At 32.9% G+C, this 20488-nt stretch carries 18 protein-coding genes and 2 tRNA genes; 15 read left to right on the forward strand and 5 right to left on the reverse strand.

Annotated features, from left to right (window positions below):
* The first annotated feature begins 2 nt into the window (after positions 1–2).
* From ED556_RS09160 to ED556_RS09205, 10 genes are all read left to right on the forward strand, one after another.
* Positions 3–1160: a site-specific integrase gene (locus ED556_RS09160; RefSeq protein ID WP_296322527.1), complete on the forward strand. Its 1158-nt coding sequence runs from the start codon at positions 3–5 to the stop codon at positions 1158–1160.
* Positions 1161–1218: 58 nt separating this feature from the next.
* On the forward strand, positions 1219–2301 hold the full coding sequence (locus tag ED556_RS09165) for a DUF4238 domain-containing protein (protein ID WP_296322530.1): 1083 nt from the start codon (positions 1219–1221) through the stop codon (positions 2299–2301).
* Positions 2302–2446: 145 nt separating this feature from the next.
* The gene (locus tag ED556_RS09170) at positions 2447–3190 is read left to right on the forward strand and encodes a hypothetical protein (protein WP_296322533.1); all 744 of its coding nucleotides are present in this window, start codon (positions 2447–2449) and stop codon (positions 3188–3190) included.
* A gap of 181 nt (positions 3191–3371) precedes the next feature.
* Positions 3372–4019, forward strand: a complete 648-nt coding sequence (locus tag ED556_RS09175) for a hypothetical protein (RefSeq protein WP_296322535.1) — start codon at positions 3372–3374, stop codon at positions 4017–4019.
* 150 nt (positions 4020–4169) lie between these two features.
* Positions 4170–4601, forward strand: a complete 432-nt coding sequence (locus ED556_RS09180) for a T6SS immunity protein Tdi1 domain-containing protein (RefSeq protein ID WP_296322537.1) — start codon at positions 4170–4172, stop codon at positions 4599–4601.
* A gap of 83 nt (positions 4602–4684) precedes the next feature.
* Entirely contained in the window at positions 4685–5086 is a 402-nt protein-coding gene (locus ED556_RS09185) for a DUF4265 domain-containing protein (RefSeq protein ID WP_296322540.1), read from the forward strand.
* Positions 5087–5391: 305 nt separating this feature from the next.
* The gene (locus ED556_RS09190; protein WP_296322544.1) at positions 5392–5736 is read left to right on the forward strand and encodes a hypothetical protein; all 345 of its coding nucleotides are present in this window, start codon (positions 5392–5394) and stop codon (positions 5734–5736) included.
* A gap of 153 nt (positions 5737–5889) precedes the next feature.
* A complete protein-coding gene (locus ED556_RS09195; protein ID WP_296322547.1) occupies positions 5890–6711 on the forward strand; it encodes a hypothetical protein in 822 nt (273 codons plus the stop codon).
* Positions 6712–6944: 233 nt separating this feature from the next.
* Positions 6945–7913, forward strand: coding sequence for a hypothetical protein (locus tag ED556_RS09200; RefSeq protein ID WP_296322550.1), 969 nt, complete (start codon positions 6945–6947; stop codon positions 7911–7913).
* Between the two features lie 185 nt (positions 7914–8098).
* A complete protein-coding gene (locus ED556_RS09205) occupies positions 8099–8893 on the forward strand; it encodes a cation transporter (RefSeq protein WP_296322553.1) in 795 nt (264 codons plus the stop codon).
* A gap of 261 nt (positions 8894–9154) precedes the next feature.
* Here the strand turns inward: ED556_RS09205 and ED556_RS09210 are convergent.
* A tRNA-Ser gene (locus ED556_RS09210) sits at positions 9155–9239 on the reverse strand.
* Positions 9240–9410: 171 nt separating this feature from the next.
* Here ED556_RS09210 and ED556_RS09215 point away from each other — a divergent pair.
* From ED556_RS09215 to ED556_RS09230, 4 genes are read left to right on the forward strand one after another with little or no spacing between them, the layout of a single operon-like run.
* Positions 9411–10190 (forward strand): DUF3108 domain-containing protein, encoded by a 780-nt coding sequence (locus ED556_RS09215; RefSeq protein ID WP_296322556.1) that lies wholly within the window; start codon positions 9411–9413, stop codon positions 10188–10190.
* A gap of 4 nt (positions 10191–10194) precedes the next feature.
* Positions 10195–10521 carry an FUSC family protein gene (locus tag ED556_RS09220; RefSeq protein ID WP_296322557.1) on the forward strand — a complete coding sequence of 109 codons (327 nt, stop codon included), beginning with the start codon at positions 10195–10197 and terminating at the stop codon, positions 10519–10521.
* A 56-nt stretch (positions 10522–10577) separates the two neighbouring features.
* Entirely contained in the window at positions 10578–11609 is a 1032-nt protein-coding gene (locus ED556_RS09225; RefSeq protein ID WP_296322559.1) for a M28 family metallopeptidase, read from the forward strand.
* Positions 11610–11663: 54 nt separating this feature from the next.
* Complete coding sequence (locus ED556_RS09230; RefSeq protein WP_296322562.1) at positions 11664–13232, forward strand: M28 family peptidase; 1569 nt, start codon at positions 11664–11666, stop codon at positions 13230–13232.
* 175 nt (positions 13233–13407) lie between these two features.
* Here the strand turns inward: ED556_RS09230 and ED556_RS09235 are convergent.
* Positions 13408–13483: transfer RNA gene (locus tag ED556_RS09235), tRNA-His, on the reverse strand.
* Between the two features lie 174 nt (positions 13484–13657).
* Here ED556_RS09235 and ED556_RS09240 point away from each other — a divergent pair.
* Positions 13658–17023, forward strand: coding sequence for a starch-binding protein (locus ED556_RS09240; protein WP_296322564.1), 3366 nt, complete (start codon positions 13658–13660; stop codon positions 17021–17023).
* A gap of 48 nt (positions 17024–17071) precedes the next feature.
* On the opposite strand, the gene bshB1 is transcribed toward ED556_RS09240, so the two are convergent.
* Genes bshB1 through ED556_RS09255 form a run of 3 tightly spaced genes read right to left on the reverse strand, consistent with a single transcriptional unit; the run spans position 17072 to position 20395 of the window.
* Entirely contained in the window at positions 17072–17788 is a 717-nt protein-coding gene (gene bshB1, locus ED556_RS09245; protein ID WP_296322567.1) for a bacillithiol biosynthesis deacetylase BshB1, read from the reverse strand.
* Positions 17785–18942 (reverse strand): PLP-dependent aspartate aminotransferase family protein, encoded by a 1158-nt coding sequence (locus ED556_RS09250; protein ID WP_296322570.1) that lies wholly within the window; start codon positions 18940–18942, stop codon positions 17785–17787. The genes bshB1 and ED556_RS09250 overlap by 4 nt, the downstream gene beginning before the upstream one ends.
* A 43-nt stretch (positions 18943–18985) precedes the next feature.
* Complete coding sequence (locus ED556_RS09255) at positions 18986–20395, reverse strand: MATE family efflux transporter (RefSeq protein ID WP_296322572.1); 1410 nt, start codon at positions 20393–20395, stop codon at positions 18986–18988.
* Positions 20396–20488: the final 93 nt, after the last annotated feature.

Below are 20488 nucleotides of genomic sequence, written 5' to 3' on the forward strand. Positions count from 1 at the left end.
AAATGAAAGAACTACCAATAATTTATTTAGATACAAAGGTTCATAAAGGAGAATCGAAACTATTAATTAAGTTTCAGTATAATGAATACCTAATAGCATGCATAAGAAAAATAGACTCTGCGAAATGGAGTCGCTCTTTAAAATCATGGTACTTAGATGATTCATACGAAAATTTGATTTTAATCATTAATACATTTAAAAACATTACGGAAGTTGATAAAAGTAAAGTATCAAAAAGAAAAGCATTCAAAAGAGTGTTAACTGAAAACCAAAAAAATATACTCAACAACTTCTATCTATATCTAAAAGGAAAAAGATATAGTAAAAGTACTATTCAAACCTACACTTTCTTTGTGGCTGACTTCATTAACTTTCATGCAAACACAGAACTTGAAGCACTTACAAATAGAGATGTTGAACTTTTTATTGAAAAGGTATTTATCGAAAGAAATTATTCTATAAGCTCACAAAGGCAATTTATAAGCGCTTTAAAGTTATTCATTTTATTTTGTCCGACTACAAAAATCAATAGCTTAAAACTTGAGAGACCAAAGAAATCAAGAAATCTCCCAAATGTTTTATCTCAAGAAGAGGTATTAGAGATAATTAGATGCACTAAGAATATAAAACACAAAGCTATTTTAGCACTAATCTATTCATGTGGTTTAAGAATTAGCGAACTAATAAATTTGGAGTTAATTAATTTCAATATAGATAGAAAGCAATTAAGAATAATAAAAAGTAAAGGAAGGAAAGATAGATATGTAAGCTTAGCAGATAGCTTTCTTCCTCTATTATCAAATTATTATTACACATACAAACCGAAAAGATACTTTGTTGAAGGGAAAGAAGGAAATAAATACAGTGCGGAAAGTGTAAGGCAATTTTTAAGAAAAAGTACATTAAAGGCAGGGATAAAAAGAAATGTTACACCCCATACATTAAGGCATAGTTATGCTACTCATTTACTAGAAAATGGTGTAGATATAAGATATATCCAATCACTTTTGGGTCATGCAAAACCAGAAACTACAATGATTTATACTCATGTAAAACGTAAAGACTTAATGGAAATTCAGAATCCTTTAGATGTAGCATTGCAAAAATTAAATCATATCAATAAATACACACAAAAACTTTTATTATCCCCTGAAATCTAACTTTTAATCAATATATTTAGTTTTGATATAACACGTTAGCTGTAATTAAAACCAACCTATGAACCAACATTATGTTCCACGAGTTCATTTAAAGTTCTTTGCTGAAAAAGTAAAGAATGAATATTTGGTTGATGTTTATGAAAAAGAAACAAAAAGAAGGTTTAAGACAAATATTAAAAATATCTGCTCGGAAAACCATTTTTACACATTGGATGAAAATCAAACAGTAGCCAATGATGTATTAGCAATCGAAAACATATATGCAAATCATCTCGAACCTATCTATAGAACTGCTTATGATTTATTAACAGACGTTAGAATCAACAAAATTACTCATAAGCAACATAATGAAATATTGATTGGAATATTTCAAATGTATATGAGAAATCCTCGATTACTGAAAAATATGATTGTATACCATTCTCAAGAAATAGAAAAGGCTTTTGAGAATGCTAAATCGATAGGAAGTAAAGGACTAACATACTTAAATGAAGATTTTAGCTTTAGAGAATATTCATTAAATGATATTACAAATTTCATAAAAGAAAAGATTACCAAAGATTATAAAGAAAAACACATTCTTGGAACAAAAGAGATCTGTATGGCTCACATAGAAGCCAAATATGAGGTCTTGGAGATTATTGATGACGGAGAGTTCATCACAGGAGACAATCCACTAATTTATGAAGACCAAGTTACCAAAAATGAACACCCACTTTTAAAATCAAAAGAGTTTACATTACCGTTAAATAAAAAATTTGCAGTCAGAATTTTCCACGACAACACCAAAAGGTTGAATTATATTTATCGACAAAGAATACCACACGGAAATGCAGGCACAATAAACGACAGTATTTTAAAATTAAGTAACCGATTTATTATCGGAACGAATTATGCTTTTGATGAGTTGTTTAAAATCAAAAAATATTTAGACGACACTTCAATAGAATTAAAAATGGATGCAGTCAAACAAATCGTTACTAAAATTAAACCTGATAAAGAAAACATAGAACTTCATAAATTAATGAAAGTCTATCTCGACAAGTATCAAAAAGATGGATTAAGTAAAATTGAAGAATACGAATTCTTTATGAAAATAAAGAAAATGTCGGCTGAATGGAAAAAAAACAGATTAAAATAACTACAGCTAACAATGGCTATAAGTAATTGCTTGTTTTCGCCTACTTCTGAAAATCCTCGCGGATTTTCAGTTTGGTGTGTACTTGCAAAGTTAAGTACAAACCCACGCAACTACTCATAGCCTAACCGTTAGCTAACATTTGAAAATGAACAAACCGATAATAATCTTGCTTCTGATTTTAACGATAGTTGGTTGCGAAAAAAAGACTGAATCCAAAATTGATAAAATTGAGTTTCAAAATAAAACGTTCAATCTTATCTCAGAATCTGAACCAGACACACTTTTTATTGAATTTAAAGATTCAACACATCAAATATTTGGAAATTTATGGCAAGGGAAAATTCCTTGGAGAATCTCAAACTATAATGACTCAAACTTTTTAGTTCTTGACAATAGAGTAATCGGAATTAAAAAGTCAAGTGAGGGCATTTTTGATTGTACTTACATAGGATTAAGGGACAACTCGTTCGAATTGGCAGAAAGAAAACCAAAATGGAATAAAGAGCTACTAAACGGAACTTGGGTTGAAAAAGAACTATTTGAATATCACTCAAACGATAGCATTCCCAAGCCACCACCAATTGCTGCACCACCTGGATTTTCGGAAAGTGATTTACAATATCCACCTTTGTATAAAATAAATGGTGATTCCATTAATTTAGCTTACGATTATCATAAATCAAAGTCACAACTTGAAATAAATAATACAGGTGAGTTCTTAAAAATGCGTTTAGAAAATTTTGATTTAGGTCTTGGAGTAAAAGAAAGTTTCTGGAGAATAAAATTTCTGTCTGATAGTTTAATGATAATTGACAAAACCGCAGAGAATACTCTTGAATTCGGAAAAGAAACAAAATTGAATAATATTAAACTGATAAAAAAACGTTAGCTAACAACGGCTATAGTTCATTACGGCTGAAATTCCTAATCGGAATTTCGAGCCTTTTTGCTAAATTTATGGTTACGGCGGAATGATACTCGCGTACCATTCCGTAACGAAACCATAGCCAAGACCGTTAGCAGCACTTAAACGAACATTGGGAATATTTAGCTTCACAAGGAAAAAACGATTGGAATCATCACCTAAAAAGATAATAAAGCGAATGATTGACTACATTCCTGAATTCTATAAAAACCATAGACAATTTCAAAACAGTATTGAATTTTATGGAACAAATGAATTTGGGCTTGCTTTGGAAAGTCTTGTTGAACTAGCAGATGAAACCGATCACTATTTTTCAGAAGAATTCTGGACTGAATTAGGTAAAGCAGCCAATATAATGGGAATGGACAAAGTTAGTTCTTATTGTAAAAAGCAGTCGAAAAAGACTTTAGCAGGTTTGGACTACAAGTTACCTTTTGGTTGGACAACCTATAAAGTCAGTGAAAATAATTTTCAAGTACATATTTCCGAAAAGCTAAATGAGGAATGGAAAACGGAACGAAGAAAAAAAGACGGAATTGAAAAATTGCTGACTGAAAACGGAATACATTTCTCGAATAAAGGAAGAAATGGATATATCTATTTTGTAGAAAATGGAAAACTATTAGAATTTGAGTGGGAATTAGAGGTAGGTGGAATAAGATTATGGTTTGAGGCTGAAAATCATTGGTGCTTACCTGCCAAATTGGATTTAAAGAAAGAGGATAAATCAAGAATTAAACAACTGATTATTGATTGGGCTGAACGAAATAATGAGAAAATTGAATTTGACTAAAAGCAGCTGCTAACAATGGCTATAATTCATTGTGGTTTTGTGCCACATAAAAATAAAAGTATTAATCAACGGCTGATTTCTAAGCGGAATAATCCTGCGGATGATTCCACAACGAAATCATAGCCGAGACCGTTGTGCCTAATTGAAAAAATGATTGCTGATATAAATAAAGCTTGGAATTGGAAAGGATTTAATGCCATTGAAATTATTCGTACAAATGATTTCGGAAATATAATTTTCAAAACAGATAAGAACGAATATTGGAGAATCTGCCCTGAAGAAGTGACTTGTTTAAAAATAGCGGAAAATCAATCCGATTTTGAGCATTTATTGGCTGATTCAGAGTTTATTGAAGATTGGGAAATGGCAAATATTATTGAATCAGCAAAATCAGTAATAGGCGAATTACAAGCAGATGAAAAATACTGTCTTAAAATGCCAGCTCTGGTAAGCGGACAATATGAAAAATCGAATTATGGAAAAGTGCCATTCAAGGAATTAATTTTATTTTCTGGAAGTTTAGGAAAACAAACGGAAAACTTGAAAGATGGACAAAAAGTGAAATTCAAATTCAAGGAATAGAAGCATTAATGGAAGAAGTCAAACAAAAGAAAATTTTATTCAAATATCATAGCAATGTTTTGGACGAGTTGACTGTGGAAACAATGTGGGCAGAGGAAATTGACAAAGAAAATGGAATCTACAAACTGGATAACATCCCGTTTTATGGACCACTCATTGCGACTGATGATGAATTTTATGCAGAATTTGACGAATCGGAACAAATGCTGACTTATCAGAAGACAACAAAGCACTCTGGGAACTCAATTGTTTTAGTCATAATTACTCAAGACGGATTTAACAAAGAAATTATACGAGACCGATTTAAGGAATTGAATTGTACATCTGAGGGACTGAACGACTCGTATTTTTCAATGGAGATTTTAAAAGACGTAAATTATTCTGGAATCAAGAAAATTTTGTCGAAATATGAGAATGATGGAATTTTAGAATATGCCGAACCTTGTCTTTCGGAAAAACATCAAGAGGATTTAAGAAACAACTAGGCACAACAACGTATATAAAAAATACGCCACCTTTCGCTATATTTGCGTACTCACCTATTTTAAAAATAATTAATCACGGCTGAAAAAACCGTCTGCCAAAAAAGACGTACTTTTCATATACAAAACCGTTGTGTGTCATTTCCAGAACTCACGCAAACTGAATAAAAGTGAAAAAAGTACTGATTAATATACTAATGATTCTAATTCTGGTTTTGCTTTACTGTTGTAAAAGCAAAGTAGAGATAATTGAGAAAAATAATCTGGACATAATTGCTGGACAACGAATTGGAGAATACTCATTGTCAATGACAAAAAACCAACTTGATGAAATTGATGATGCTAAATTGGATACATTACACATATTCTACATCTATACATTACCGAACATTAAAATATGGTATGATTTCAAAAAAAAACGAACCGACCAAATTTGTGCTAACAATAATTATACTGGTAAATTCAAAAAGATTATTGGAATTAATGACAGTATCTTGAATTTGGAAAAAATCGATAAATATTACTATTGGGAAGATGAAGAAGTTTATCAATTTAAATCTGTAAAAGGTATAAGTTTTAATGTTCCTGATGAACAATTAGAAATTGATAAAAAAGAACAAACTATTGAATATATCTGTATTTATAGAGATTAAAAAACGCCACACAACAAGGTATAACCGCAATTACAGCGTACTGACTGTAAACGTCAGCACACTCGGAATTGCTTCCGTCAGTACCAAACCAAATAAAACGTAAATTTATCCGTAACTGACGGTTATACGAGACCGTTGTACCTAATTTAAAAAATGAATAAAATTCCATTCATACTTTTCCTTCTCATAACTGCAGTTGGGTATTCTCAACATGACCAAGAATTTGAACCAACTTTCTATTCAGAAATTGCCGAGCGAGTAGCACCTAGAAATTATTACAGCGTGAAATTTGGAAATCCAGCCGAAGTAATTGTTAATGACACAATTTTTTTGGCGAATTCTGAAACTTGGATTGAAAAAAATATCTACAGTTTTAAATCTGGAAGGGAAATGTTAGTAAAGAAATATCGAGATAATGAACTAATTGCTGACGAAATAATTGAATTAGATTCTAACAATAGAATTCTAAACTATGAAGGAAATTTAAAATATGAAGGCGGTAAATGGTATATAACTAAAGTCAAATATCAATATCAAGAAAACAAAAAGATAAAGGAAAAAATAAATGATTCTGGAGAGACTTATTTGAGATATACTGTAAAATATGACAGCCTGAAAAACCCAATTGAAATTGAGCATACAATTGTTGGACCAGACCATACTAGACTTCAAACTGTAAATTATGATTATCCAAATAGTAAGTTCATTCTAATGGACTTTAATTACCAAGGTCGATTAGAAGAAGAAATAAAAGGGAATATAAATTCGGATTATGTTCTTGAAAAAAATGAAAATGGAGACATTACCAAACTGTATTGGATTTTGACTGACAAAACAGAACCTTTTATTCACGAAATAGATTATGAATATGATGAAAAAGGGAATTGGATTAAATTAATCAAAAACGTTATAAGTCCTGATGGCACGAAAAAACCATATTACAGAACTTATAGGGAAATTAAATATAAAAACTAGGTACAACAATGGCTATAAGTAATTGCTTGGGTTGGTAAGTGCTACTCGGAAAATTCTCCGAATTTTCCTCACTTAGTGCCTTTTTGCTATCTTTAAATCCTTAAGCAACTACTCATAGCCGAACCGTTGTGGTTTATTATCTTGATATAGTATGCCCTGATAATAGAAAACTGATGGAACTAATAATTAGATAATTTCAATTAAAAATGAATGAACTGATCGGATTAAAAAACATGAAAAGTTTAGATTCGGTAGACGCTTTGAAGAAAGAACTTTTATTGTTTGATAAGATATTAATCGTTGGTTTAAAGGAGTATAATGATGTTTTTCAAAAAAATGAAATTACTTCTCAAAATGAGTTACTAGAAAATAGAGACTCATTTGCACTAAACGATTTAATTATTTTAAATAGTTACGTTGGGATGTACAACTTAGTTAACTCACCTAGCGGATGTCCCGGTTATAAGCCAAAATTTACCACAGAGGAAAGTACGTTTTTTAATCAAAACTTTGATTTTCTTCTTGAAAAAGGAAAAATCATTATTGACTATAATGAAATTAGCGATAAGAATAAACAATCTGAAGCTAATGAGAATATAACTCCTTCGCTTGAAAGGAAATTGAATGCCGATTTAAGCTACGATGTGTTGTTTAACATGTGCCTTGATCTAAAGGCAAGAATAATAGCCGCTTCTTGTGATAATAGTAAGTTTACTGCGATCCCTTATGAAACTTCTATATATTCTATAGATGAAATCACAAATACTAAGGCTGATGTTTATAGCCTATTGCTAGAAGACTTCCCTATTATTGAAACTGATCAAATAGCTTGGGAGCAAATTTTCGATTTTAAAAGTGATCCTGATGTTTATAATGCTATCTGGAGTCTTAGAAATTGGATATCGAGTATATCAAGAACAAATAGACAGCCGAATGAAATTGAAGAAGAATACAGAGATTTAAAATATCAGTATGAAAAAGCAATTAACCTGCATAAGCTAAAAAATAGTAGCAATGCATTTCAGACCACTATTCAAACTAGCGCTGAGTTAGTAGAAAATCTTGCTAAACTGAATTTCAAAAAAGCAACCGATGTATTCTTTCAATTTAGAAAACAGAAAATTGCTTTAATGGAAGTAGAACTAAAAAGTAAAGGAAATCAGCTTTCATATCTGTATAAACTGAAAACCAAGTTCAATTAAAACTAATTATCAATAAGAATAAAAAAACAAACCACAACAATGTATATAAAAAATAGGCGAAATGGCGATACTATCTAATATTTTGCTTCTAATCAAACTTTGTGTTCAACCGAAAGTTTATTGTTTAGAAATCGCCTACTTTTAATATACTGAACGTTGTGGTTAATGTCCAAAAAATCTCGTGAATGAACAAAACCGTATTTGAAATTACACAAATGGACTGTCCTTCAGAGGAGAATTTAATCCGAATGAAACTAGATGGTATTTCAAGTATTGCAAATTTGGACTTCGATATACCGAATCGTAAACTAATCGTTCATCACACTGGAGATCTTGACCTGATCGAAAGGTCAGTTCTTGAACTAAAATTAGGTGGAAAAAAAATATCTACAGAATTATCTGATCAAACAGAATTTAATGAAAAAACTGATCAACGAAAATTACTTTGGTCTGTCCTAGCAATTAATTTTAGTTTTTTCTTAATTGAAATGACCACTGGTCTTATTTCAAGATCAATGGGATTAGTTGCTGACAGTTTGGATATGCTAGCCGATTCCTTTGTTTATGGCATCAGTCTGTTTGCTGTTGGTAGTACTTTAACCAGGAAAAAACGGATTGCAAAACTTGCTGGATATTTTCAAATCACACTTGCAATAATTGGATTCGTTGAAGTACTTAGACGATTCTTCGGTGCAGAAAAACTTCCTGATTTTTCGACTATGATTGTTGTTTCAATTTTTGCACTTATAGCAAATGGTGTTTGTCTTTACATCTTGCAGAAATCTAAAAGCAAAGAAGAAGCTCATATGAAAGCAAGTATGATTTTTACGTCCAATGATGTAATTATCAATTTTGGCGTTATAGTCGCTGGAGTTCTGGTAAACTGGTTAAATTCGAGTAAACCTGACTTGATTATTGGAACTATCGTATTCATTCTAGTGATCCAAGGTGCATTTAGAATTCTGAAACTAAGTAAGTAAGACACAAACCACAACAACGTGTATAACTCATACCTCTGAATACACTAAAATTTATCTATCTTTAAATTATATAAATTTTGTGTAACGCACTCTTACCTAAAATCGGTACGAGCCATACACGAACACGTTACTTCACTCTAATAATCATTCCTTAGAATTAATAAATCAAGAAAAGAAACTAATAAAAAGACAGTTTCTGTCAACCATATTATCAACTAAAAATAAAAACCCTTAATAATCAATCGATTACAAGGGTTTTTGCGGAGAAAGAGGGATTCGAACCCCCGGAGGTGTGACCCTCGCTGGTTTTCAAGACCAGTGCATTCGACCACTCTGCCATTTCTCCGATTGCGGATGCAAATATAGAATCCTTTTTTGCTTTTGCCAAAGCTTTTTTTATTTATTTGATTGAAAAATTCAGCTTTAATTTATTGTAAAAAGATTCATTATTTAATTATCAATTGTATTTTCGGCACAATAAATGATTAATACTTCGTTATTAAAAAAACGTCAATCAATGAAACAGCTTTTTCTAACACTATTAGTACTTACCAGTCTTAAAGTTTCTGGTCAAAACAAAACCATAGGTTATGGCGAAAAATTAGTATTTACAGCATCTTATAATATGTCTGGCTTACTTACTGATATTGCACAAGTAACTATGGAGACAAGCAAAGTAAGCACTTCAAAAAGTACATTAATGCGCTTAAAATGTTCAGCTGCAACATATAGTAGTTTTGATAGTTTTTTTAAAGTACGTGATCTATACGAAAGCTATGTTGGTCCAGCGAGTTTAACACCATATTTATACAAAAGAGATATTAATGAAGGTGGCTATTACAAATTCATGCAATACAAGTTTAACCACAGAAGCAAGACTGTTAAAAGCCAAATGAAGAAAAGAAGAGGCGATGGTTCTATTTGGGAGGTGAATAAGGATGTAAAAATCGGCAACTCAACAAAAGATTTAGTGTCTACATTATATACCTTAAGAAACTTAGATATAGATAAGGCATCTCCTGGTGATACGTCAAGTTTTAAGGTGTTGTTTGATAATAAAGAAAATACCGTATCTTTTAGATATATTGGTAAAGAGACAATCTCAACCAACATTGGTAGAAAAGAGTGTTACAAAATTGCAATTAGTTTAAGAGGATCTGATGTGCTCAAAGGTAGTAACTCTAATATTATTTGGCTAACAGCTGATGCCAACAAAGTGCCCGTGTATGCTAAGTTTAAAATTGCAGTAGGAAATGGCGAATTAAAAATTAAATCAGCGTCTGGCTTAAAAAATTAATGTAATGAAAAAACTATTAATCATATTGGGTTTTATAGCTTCTATTTTGGCTGTAGTACTTGCTGTGACACCATTATTTAAGCTTTCGGTATTTCCTATAATTATTGCATTTTTATGCGGTATTGCATTACTTTATTTCTCTAAGAAAAAGAAATTTAAGACCAAAGCTATTCAGTACGTATTTCTGTTAACGATAATATCGCTGTCATTTACAGTTTACAAGAGTGTTTTTCAAAAAGCTGAAATTGGTGATATCAAAGAGCTCGAGCAACTCGATGAGACTTCTGAAGAAGACGCCATTAAAGAATTGGAAGATATAGAAATTATGTAATAACCCCTTAAAAACTATTTTTTCTATTATTTTTGAGCTTCAATATTTGATACTAAATGAAGCTATACATATTACCTCTTTTTTTCTTGGTTGGCATGTGTGCTAAACCAAGGCATAGTGAAAAAGTTAAAACACTAAAAGAGTCTATAGCCTACTCCGATATTTCTTCAGTAGAAACTTACATCAGTACAATTACTGAAGAAGATTTAAAAAGCCATGTCTATGAAATTTCTTCTGATAAATATGCAGGTCGAAAAACAGGAGAAGCTGGACATAATGAAGTTTGTGACTACATAAGAGGATATTATAAATCCTTAAATATTAAGGCGCCTGATTCTCATTCTGATTATTTTCAAATAGTTCCAAAAAGTGCCTTACCTGATAACATAAATGCGTCTCAGAACGTCATCGCCTATATTGAAGGCACTGATTATCCTGACCAATATGTATATATTGTAGCACATTCTGATCACGAAGGTGTAATAGATGGACAAATATATCCAGGAGCCGATGACAATGGTTCTGGTACAGCTGCAATATTTGAAATGGCTCAAGCTTTTAAAATGGCATCAAATAGTGGTTATGGTCCAAAGCGAAGTATTGTATTTTTGCATGTAACGGCAGAAGAAATTGGATTACATGGCTCTCTATACTATACGAACAATCCTGTTTTTCCAATTGAAAACACCGTAAGTACGCTAAATATTGATATGATTGGTCGTACTGATAAAAGGCACGAAAATAATCAAGATTACATTTATGTAATCGGTTCTGACAGAGAGAGTACAGAGCTTAATTACATTATTCAAGAAGCAAATTCTAATTTTGTGAACCTTGAATTAGATTACAAATATGATGAGCTTAGAGACTCAAATAGATATTTCTATAGATCGGACCATTATAATTTTGCATTAAAAGGTATTCCGGTGACCTTCTTCTTTAATGGTGAACATGAGGATTATACAAAACCTACTGATACCGCAGACAAAATAAATTACCCTTTATTAGCCAAACGGACCAAACTCATATTTGCTACAGCATGGTATATTGCCAATTCTGAAACAGCTCTTTCTCGCGAAGTTCTTTAATATTTAATTATCTTAGACCTCATAAAATAACAATCTACTAAACTGAATATAACAATGAGAAAAAATATTTGTTTTTTCTGTACAGCACTCATATTAATGGCTTGCGGAAGTTCTAAGGATTCTAAAAAAAATACTAAAGTTGCAGACCCCGTTGAATATGCTAAGACCATTACTCAAGACGAACTTAAAACAATGCTATATGAATACGCGTCTGATAAATATGAAGGTAGAGAAACAGGAGAAAAGGGTCAAAAATTGGCAGTTGAATATATAAAAAATCAGTATTTAGATATTGGTGTAGCCTCAGCATATAAAAGCGAGGATTTTTTTCAAGAAGTATATTTGGAGAGACAAAGTGTTTCTGAAGCAGAACTAGATGTTAATGGAAAGTCGTACACTTCTTTTATAAACCATATTGTATTATCACTGTCTAAAAGCTTAGATATAAACACTTCAGAAATTATATATGTGGGCTATGGCATAGATGATAATAATTACTCTAATTACAAAGGCCTTGATGTTAAGGGTAAAATTGTTCTTGCTAAGTCTGGAGAACCTAAAGATGAAAATGGTAATTATATTACTAACGGTAAACAAGAAGGTACAAAATGGACAAACGGACGTCAAGCATTATCGAGTAAACGAAATGCAGCTAGAGATAATGGCGCAAAGGTGCTGTTGTATTTTGATGAAGGATTATTTTCTAGATATGCACCATTCTATCAAAGACAAGCCGAATCTGGTTTTTCGTCTAGATTATCATTAAAAAATGAAGAGAATGATTTTGCATTCTTAATGATTAATGACAGTTTGGCTAAGGCCTTATTGCCAACTATAGAAAAAGATAGTACAAGTAAAGAAGTTAACATAAATCTAAGCCTAAAGTCGGAGAGAAAAGTTGAGAATGTACTTTCAGAAAATGTTGTGGCTTTTATTGAAGGTTCTGAAAAACCCGATGAAATTCTTGTAATCTCATCACATTTAGATCATATCGGCTATCAAAATGGGGAAATCTGCAATGGTGCAGATGACGACGGATCAGGCACTGTGGCATTAATAGAATTGGCAGAAGCATTTCAAACAGCCGTAAAAGATGGTTTTGCTCCAAAGCGTTCTATTTTGTTTTTGCATGTAACGGGTGAAGAAAAAGGACTTTTAGGTTCTAGATATTACACGGATGTAGATCCTATTTTCCCTTTAGCAAATACTGTGGCTGACCTAAATATCGATATGATTGGTAGAACCGATCCAAAACGTAAAGAAGGTCGTCGTAACTATGTGTACCTTATTGGTAGTGATAAGTTAAGTACCGATTTGCATAATCTTTCGGAAGAAATTAATAAGAAGTTTTGCAATATTGAACTTGACTATACCTTTAATGATGAGAATGACCCAAACCGTTATTACTACAGATCTGATCATTATAACTTTGCTAAAAACAATATTCCCGTTATTTTTTACTTTAATGGTACGCATGATGACTACCATAGACCAAGCGATACTCCTGATAAAATTCAATACGATTTATTAGAAAATAGAGCCAGATTAGTGTTTCATACCGCCTGGGAAATTGTCAATAGAGATAAAAGAATTGCAGTTGATAAAACTGAAGACGAAAAATAACTTTCACGTCTATAAAAATAGATTATAAAAAAGCCTTTCAATGTCTTGAAAGGTTTTTTGCTTTTGAATGCAAGCTGGGTCATAATTCACCTAGGTTTAGCATTAACTTGCCACCTTCATTCTGTTAAATTATTTCTACAAAAAAAGCTTCCCATAAAGAGAAGCTTATAATTTTGGGTGGAAGATGGGACTCGAACCCACGACATCTGGTACCACAAACCAGCGCTCTAACCAACTGAGCTACAACCACCATTTTTGATTAGGATTGCAAATGTAAATTATTTCCAATGTTCTACAAAAATTTTAGTAAATAAATTAGTTGTTAAACTACAACGTTGTAGTGAAATTCAAATTAGTTTTATTAAATAAAATTCAATATTATTCTAGTTCAATCGCTTGAATTACAGGATGAATTTTAGATATATATGAAAAAGAATTACTTTGTTTTTCCCTTTTTTTTAGTGTTCTCTTTTTGGTTTTATGGGCAAGTACACACATCCTATCTATGGCATTTACAACAGCCCATTTATTGGCCAGACAAAAGCGTCTCTAACCCATATGAATATCAAAAAGTATGGGAATCTCAACAACTAAAATTCAATGGGGGAAATATATATGCTGACGGAATAGCTCACCCTTTAAACGATCTAGAAGAAATATTTAGCAAACCTGATCGTGTTAATGTTTACCAATGGGAAGCTCGAAACTCTATAAACAGTATCACTAGTCTTCCTGATGCTGGTGCACAAGTTAATTATGGAGGTTGTCTAATAGAAAATATTCAGTCACTTTCTGACGCAGGAGCTTGGGGTTATGTTCCTAACTGGACAGCTTCAGTGATTGAAGCTCAGGGTTGGCAAACCTCTGGTGGTTTTCCTCGAATGGATGTAACTGGTTTTACTTGGCATCATGCCCTATCACCACTAATAAGTGATCGCGTGTTACGTAAAGAAATTCAAGGTCATAAATACATTGTGCAAAACTATTTTAATGGAAACATATCACCTGGGTATTGGCCTGCTGAGTGTTCTTTTTCAGAGCGAATTATTCAAGTTTTAGTTGAAGAAGGATTTGAATGGTCGATTATTGCCAATAGTCATTTGTCAAGAACATTAAATGATTACCCCGTGACTTTTGGAACATCGGGTGTAAATACAAATCCTCCAAATCTCGCAGATAAAGTAACTACAAATGGAACCAATTGGTGGAGTGGACAAATCGATGGCCGTGGTGGTACATTTGCTGCTCCTTATAGCTATCAAGCTCATAAAGCAAAATATGTAAATCCTGAAACAGGTCAAGAATATAAACTCACAGTAGTCCCAATGGCAGATTTACTAAGCTATCGTGACGGTTTTAGTGAGCAAGGCACAGGAGAATTAGATGCAAATATTGCACCTTACGATGACCCTAATCATCCTTCAATTGTATTATTAGCGCATGATGGTGATAATGCTTGGGGTGGCGGTGCAAGTTATTATCAGCAAGCAGTACAAAATTTTTCTAATGCTGCTGCTAGTCAAGGCTACTCTCCTACTACAATTCAACAGTTTTTAAACGATCATCCTGTATCTGAATCTGATATAGTTAAAGTCGAAGATGGGTCTTGGTTTAATGCAGAAAACGATTGGGGAAGTCCTCAGTTTATTAATTGGCTGTGGCCAATGTATACATCGGAATTTGAGTTTGATCCAAATGGTTGGACTGAAGATGCTCGCAATTGGGCAGTTTTAACTGCAGCTGAAAATTATGTTATAATGGCTGAAGATTTAGAAGGTAACACAGACATAGCAGATATTGTAAATCCTTCTGTTAGTTCTTCAAAAGCAGAATTAGCATGGCATGCACTATTACCAGGTTATACGAGTGGATACATGTATTATGGCAAGTCCATAGACATGGAAATTAAACAAACTATTGCATCTAATAATGCAGTAGACTATGCACAAGATGTTATTGATTCAAATCCTGGCGTTGATGCTACGCCACCATCTGTTTTTATTCCTCAGCGCTATCCTTATAATCCTGGGGAGATAGGATTTGGTCCGACTTATGGATATCAGCAACATCTTAACTCTGCTGATTTTACGGTTTGGACATTTGCTCATGATGTGAATGGTATTGCATCAGCTGAATTAAAATATCGTATCGATAATGACGGCGTTAATCCCTTAAGTAATAACGATAATGAAACTTATGCTGGAGGAAATTCTGTTGGGAACTGGGAAAGTCTAACTATGATTGAGCGCATATTTCCTAAAACTAATATTACAAATGATCCTGAAATAGATTTCTTTGTTTTACCAGAACATATTGCAAATCAGTATCATGCTGAGATTACTGGTTTATCTGAAGTTCTTGTAGATTATTATGTCGAAATCACAGACAACAATGGAAACGTCACAAAATCAAAGATTCAACATGTATGGGTTGGAGAAAATCTAGATGTTAATCCTACTGTAAGTTTTTTACCTGAAAATAATTTCTCTCCTGATCCTTTGGATGTGACGATTTTGGCATCAGATTCAACAGATCCAAACCCAACACTTTATTATACAACTGATGAGTCAGAGCCTACAACTAGCTCTCCGTCTGTTAACCAACAAACAACAATTAATATTACTGAAACAACAACGTTTAAAGCCTTTGCAGTAGATGTAGATAATAACCAGTCTAATATTGTAACAAAGACGTATTTCATTGGAGACGTCGATGGCTTTACCGTTTATTTTAAACCTCCAGATTCTTGGACTTCTGCACCAAAAGTTTACTGGTGGGATATTCTACCTGATGGTGTTTTAGAAGATGCTGCGTGGCCGGGTGTTGATATGATTGAAGCATGTGATGGCTGGTATAGCTATGAGTTTGTTGGTGTTGCATCAACTAATATTATTTTTAATGATGGTCTAGGAACTAATCAAACTGTTGATTTATCTGCTTCTGGTGAAGCCTATTACGAGTGGGATTCTATGAGCTGGATTTCTAACCCAAATATTACTCAACCCTGTTTAACTATAAATCCTCTTGGTGGTACTTTTGCAAATGGATCAACCGTAGATGTTACAGTTACGGCAACAGATTCATCATTTCCGAACCCAACTATTTATTACACAATAGATGGCACTGAACCTACAACGAGTTCATCTTCTGCAACCAATGCTGTTAATATACAGTTGAATTCAACTACAACATTAAAAGCTTTTGCACAAAATTCTAATGGAGATGACTCAAGCGTAAAGACTGAAAATTACACTTTCGAAGATCTTGATAGCTTTACCGTATTTTTTAGACCACCAAGTGACTGGACAACAACTCCAAATGTTTATTGGTGGAACGCCTCTCCTAATGGTGTACTAAGTGATGGTAATTGGCCTGGTATAACAATGGAATTACATGATAGTGAATGGTATAAATATACTTTTACTAACATAGAAAGCATAAATATCATATTTAACAATGGCTCAAGTGGTGTTGGTATAAATCAAACTGATGATATTATTGGTGTAAATGAAGATTTATGGTTTGATTGGTTTAATGGGGTATTAAGTATAAACTCGCCCGAATTAAATAATGATTTCAGAGTTTATCCAAATCCTGTTGAAAGTATAATAAGAGTAGATTCATCTACAACTTTCAATAGGTTTACAATTCATGATATAACAGGAAAATTGATACGTACAGGTAGTATAATTAATAACGCTATCAATGTTGGATATCTTAATAAAGGCGTATATATACTAAATCTTAAAGGAGACAATAATATCAGTAAAACTGTTAGATTTATTAAATAAATATATCGTTTAAAACGCTATAATTTTAAAAACTTAAGCTTAATCCACCTATATTAAATCTAATAAACTGTCTGTTGCTGGGTAACGTTCAACTGTAAAACCTTCAGCATGTTCTACACCTATTAATCTACCTAGATTTCGTGATCTATAAATTATACTATCGGTAAAGTTCTTGCTAGAAATAGGAGTCTCAGGTTCTTTACTATTTGGGTCGTAAAATTGAGTTTTATAAGCAAGAACTGCTTCCATTTTTTTATCTATAAAACCAGTAACATCTATAGCTATATCTGGCTCTAAATCTTTCCATTGTATGTAATGGTACACAAGTCTTGGTCGCCATTGTTCTTGAGGTCTCCCATCAAATTCAGTGTCTATCTTTACCAACCCACTAAGAAAACAGGCATCACTCACAAGCTTACTCCCTTTTCCGTGATCTATATGTCTATCTTCAACAGCATTACATAGTACAATTTCTGGTCGGTAAAGCCTTATCATTTTTATGATCTCTAACTGGTGTGCTTTATCGTTCGTAAAAAAGCCATCTGCAAATCCTAAATTTTCTCGTATTTCAACACCTAGAATTTTTGCAGCAATAGCAGCTTCTTCGTCTCGTGTTTCGGCAGTACCACGAGTTCCTAGTTCGCCACGAGTTAAATCTATAATACCAACTTTTCTGCCTTTGGAAACTTCTTTTGCAATAACAGCACCACAACCAAGTTCTACGTCATCAGGATGTGCACCAAAAGCTAAAATATCTAGTTTCATTTGTTTTCAATTTTTTTAATGGCTTGATTTATATCACGTTTCAGATCTTTAACATCCTCAATACCTACCGAAAAACGAATGAGTTGATCACTTATGCCAACATTTCTCCTTTCTTCAGGAGTTAATAATGCGTGAGATGTTAAGTGAGGAGATATCACTGTACTTTCTATACCTGCTAAACTCATTGAAGACTTTATTAATTTCAGTTTCTTTTGAAACTGATACGAATCTAAATCATCCGAAAGTTCAAAAGATAACATAGCACCAAATCCTTCCATTTGTGACTTTGCTAATTTATACTCAGGATGCGACTTTAGACCTGGATAAAACACCTTAGAGATTTTAGGATGTTTATTAAGCCATTTGGCCATTTTCAAGGCATTTTTGGTTTGAGCTTTGACTCTTAAGCCTAATGTTTTCATACTACGCTCTAGCATCCAAACCGTCATATCGCTTAAACTTCCACCCAAATTTTTAGCCACATTCCATATCTTATCAATATGCTCTTGAGATCCAGTTACTGCACCAGCGCAAATATCACTATGACCGCCAAAATATTTGGTTGCCGAATGCATTACCAAATCTATTCCCAAGTCAATAGGCTTCTGATTAATAGGTGATGCGAATGTATTATCAATAGAAGTTAGTATATGTTTTGACTTACCTAATTCTGCAACAGCTCTTACGTCTGTGATAGTTAATAAAGGATTAGATGGACTCTCTAAATGGATAAGCTTTGTGTTAGTCTTTATTGCATTCTCAAAATCTTCTACTGTATAACCATCAGTAAACGTGTACTCGATACCATACTTAGGGAACTCTTCTTTTATAAAATTTACAGTTCCGCCATATAACGTGTTTTGAACGACTAAATGATCTCCTTTTTGTAAAAAAGCCAAAAACATTGTACTGATTGCAGCCATACCTGAACCAAAAATAATTGCAGCTTCAGCATGCTCTAAAGCTGCAATTTTTTTAGCTAAAAACTCTTGATTAGGCGTATTAAAATATCTCGGGTAACGCTTTACATCAACATCTAAAAATTCGTATGAAGAACTTAAATACATTGGTGATACAGCACCTTTAAATTGTTCGTCTTTTACCTCACCAATGTGAGCACAAATAGTATTAGTTCCTAATTTTTTCTTTGTCATATTTTTTTAATAAAAGCTAAAATTAACGAAAAGAAATATACTATTATACTTTAACTGATTTCCATTTACCTTTTTTAAACCAAATTAAGCCCAAAACCGTTATGAGAACTTCAGCAAGTGTGATTGCCATGAACACACCAAGTGGTCCAAAATCAAAATTTAAAGCCATGATATATGCAAAAGGTAATTGAAAAAGCCAGAAGCAAATAAAATTAATCCAGGTTGGTGTTGTCGTATCACCAGAACCATTAAAAGCATTAATAATTACCATTCCGTAGCCATAAAAGACATAACCTGCTGCGATGATTCTAAGACACAAAGCACCATTTTTAATGACTTCTGCTTCTTGGGTAAACCAAGATATAATCTGTGGAGCAAAAATGAGATAAATAATAGATACAAAACCCATAAATATTGCGCTGTACTTGCCTGTTTTCCATACTGATTGTTCTGCTCTATCTGGTTTTTGAGCACCTAAATTTTGACCTACTAAGGTAGCTGCAGCATTACTCATTCCCCAAGCAGGCATAAGCGTAAACATCATAACCCTAATTGCTATAGTATATCCTGCAAGAACTTCGCTACCAAATTCGCTCATAATACGCATTAAAAATACCCAAGATGATGTCCCTATCAAGAATTGACCAATACCGCCAAGTGATACTTTAATTAAATTCAGCATTACAGAGATTCTTAGCACTAAATCCTTAAAGGCTACTTTTATTTTACTCCAACCATAAAATAGAACTAGTAACTGAAAAACTACTGCTGTTCCTCTGCCTATTGTAGTTGCTATAGCTGCGCCTTCTACTCCATATGCTTGAATTGGTCCAAGACCAAAAATAAAAATAGGGTCTAAAATAATGTTCAATCCATTAGAAACTATTAATACCCACATAGCAATTGAGGCATCACCAGCGCCTCTAAAAATAGCATTGATTAAAAATAGTAACATGATTGTTACATTTCCGCCTAGTAATACCTGAGTATAACCGTAGCCTTCGGCAATTAAATCAGGTTCGCCACCCATTAAAGCCAAAATCTCTTTTGGATACAGGATACCAACTACACTTACGCCTGCGGCAATAATGACACCTAAAAAGATAACTTGCACTGCGGCTTGCGATGCGCCTTCTCTATCCTTCTCACCTATTCTCCGCGCCACAATTGCCGTAGCTGCCATACTTAAGCCGATGGCCAAGGCATATACAAGAGTTATGACCGATTCGGTCAGGCCAATCGTAGCCACTGCATTGACACTAACTCTTGAAACATAGAAAATATCTACAATAGCGAAGATAGATTCCATAAGCATTTCTAGAATCATAGGTATAGAAAGCATAAAAACTGCTCTGCGAATACTTCCTGATGTAAAGTCTTGTTCTTTACCCGTTACTGCTAGTTTTAGGTAATTAAAAAACTGTTTTATTGTAATTTTTTGTGATGATTGCATTTTTAAAATAATATATATTGATGATTGTTGAACATAAAAACTGTTCAACTCTTGTCTTTTGCTTGAAGTGCAAAATTATTTTCCGAATGGTAG

Origin of the sequence: Winogradskyella sp., from assembly GCF_003712105.1 — a bacterium.
In the GTDB taxonomy this organism is placed as follows: Bacteria; Bacteroidota; Bacteroidia; order Flavobacteriales; family Flavobacteriaceae; genus Winogradskyella.

Coding starts and splice junctions, on each gene's coding strand:
- ED556_RS09200 (WP_296322550.1), top strand. CDS start 6,945: ATGAAAAGTTTAGATTCGGTAGACGCTTTGAAGAAAGAACTTTTATTG.
- bshB1 (WP_296322567.1), bottom strand. CDS start 17,788: ATGAAACTAGATATTTTAGCTTTTGGTGCACATCCTGATGACGTAGAA.
- ED556_RS09165 (WP_296322530.1), top strand. CDS start 1,219: ATGAACCAACATTATGTTCCACGAGTTCATTTAAAGTTCTTTGCTGAA.
- ED556_RS09255 (WP_296322572.1), bottom strand. CDS start 20,395: ATGCAATCATCACAAAAAATTACAATAAAACAGTTTTTTAATTACCTA.
- ED556_RS09195 (WP_296322547.1), top strand. CDS start 5,890: ATGAATAAAATTCCATTCATACTTTTCCTTCTCATAACTGCAGTTGGG.
- ED556_RS09185 (WP_296322540.1), top strand. CDS start 4,685: ATGTGGGCAGAGGAAATTGACAAAGAAAATGGAATCTACAAACTGGAT.
- ED556_RS09250 (WP_296322570.1), bottom strand. CDS start 18,942: ATGACAAAGAAAAAATTAGGAACTAATACTATTTGTGCTCACATTGGT.
- ED556_RS09170 (WP_296322533.1), top strand. CDS start 2,447: ATGAACAAACCGATAATAATCTTGCTTCTGATTTTAACGATAGTTGGT.
- ED556_RS09205 (WP_296322553.1), top strand. CDS start 8,099: ATGAACAAAACCGTATTTGAAATTACACAAATGGACTGTCCTTCAGAG.
- ED556_RS09190 (WP_296322544.1), top strand. CDS start 5,392: ATGACAAAAAACCAACTTGATGAAATTGATGATGCTAAATTGGATACA.
- ED556_RS09180 (WP_296322537.1), top strand. CDS start 4,170: ATGATTGCTGATATAAATAAAGCTTGGAATTGGAAAGGATTTAATGCC.
- ED556_RS09215 (WP_296322556.1), top strand. CDS start 9,411: ATGAAACAGCTTTTTCTAACACTATTAGTACTTACCAGTCTTAAAGTT.
- ED556_RS09225 (WP_296322559.1), top strand. CDS start 10,578: ATGAAGCTATACATATTACCTCTTTTTTTCTTGGTTGGCATGTGTGCT.
- ED556_RS09160 (WP_296322527.1), top strand. CDS start 3: ATGAAAGAACTACCAATAATTTATTTAGATACAAAGGTTCATAAAGGA.
- ED556_RS09240 (WP_296322564.1), top strand. CDS start 13,658: ATGAAAAAGAATTACTTTGTTTTTCCCTTTTTTTTAGTGTTCTCTTTT.
- ED556_RS09220 (WP_296322557.1), top strand. CDS start 10,195: ATGAAAAAACTATTAATCATATTGGGTTTTATAGCTTCTATTTTGGCT.
- ED556_RS09230 (WP_296322562.1), top strand. CDS start 11,664: ATGAGAAAAAATATTTGTTTTTTCTGTACAGCACTCATATTAATGGCT.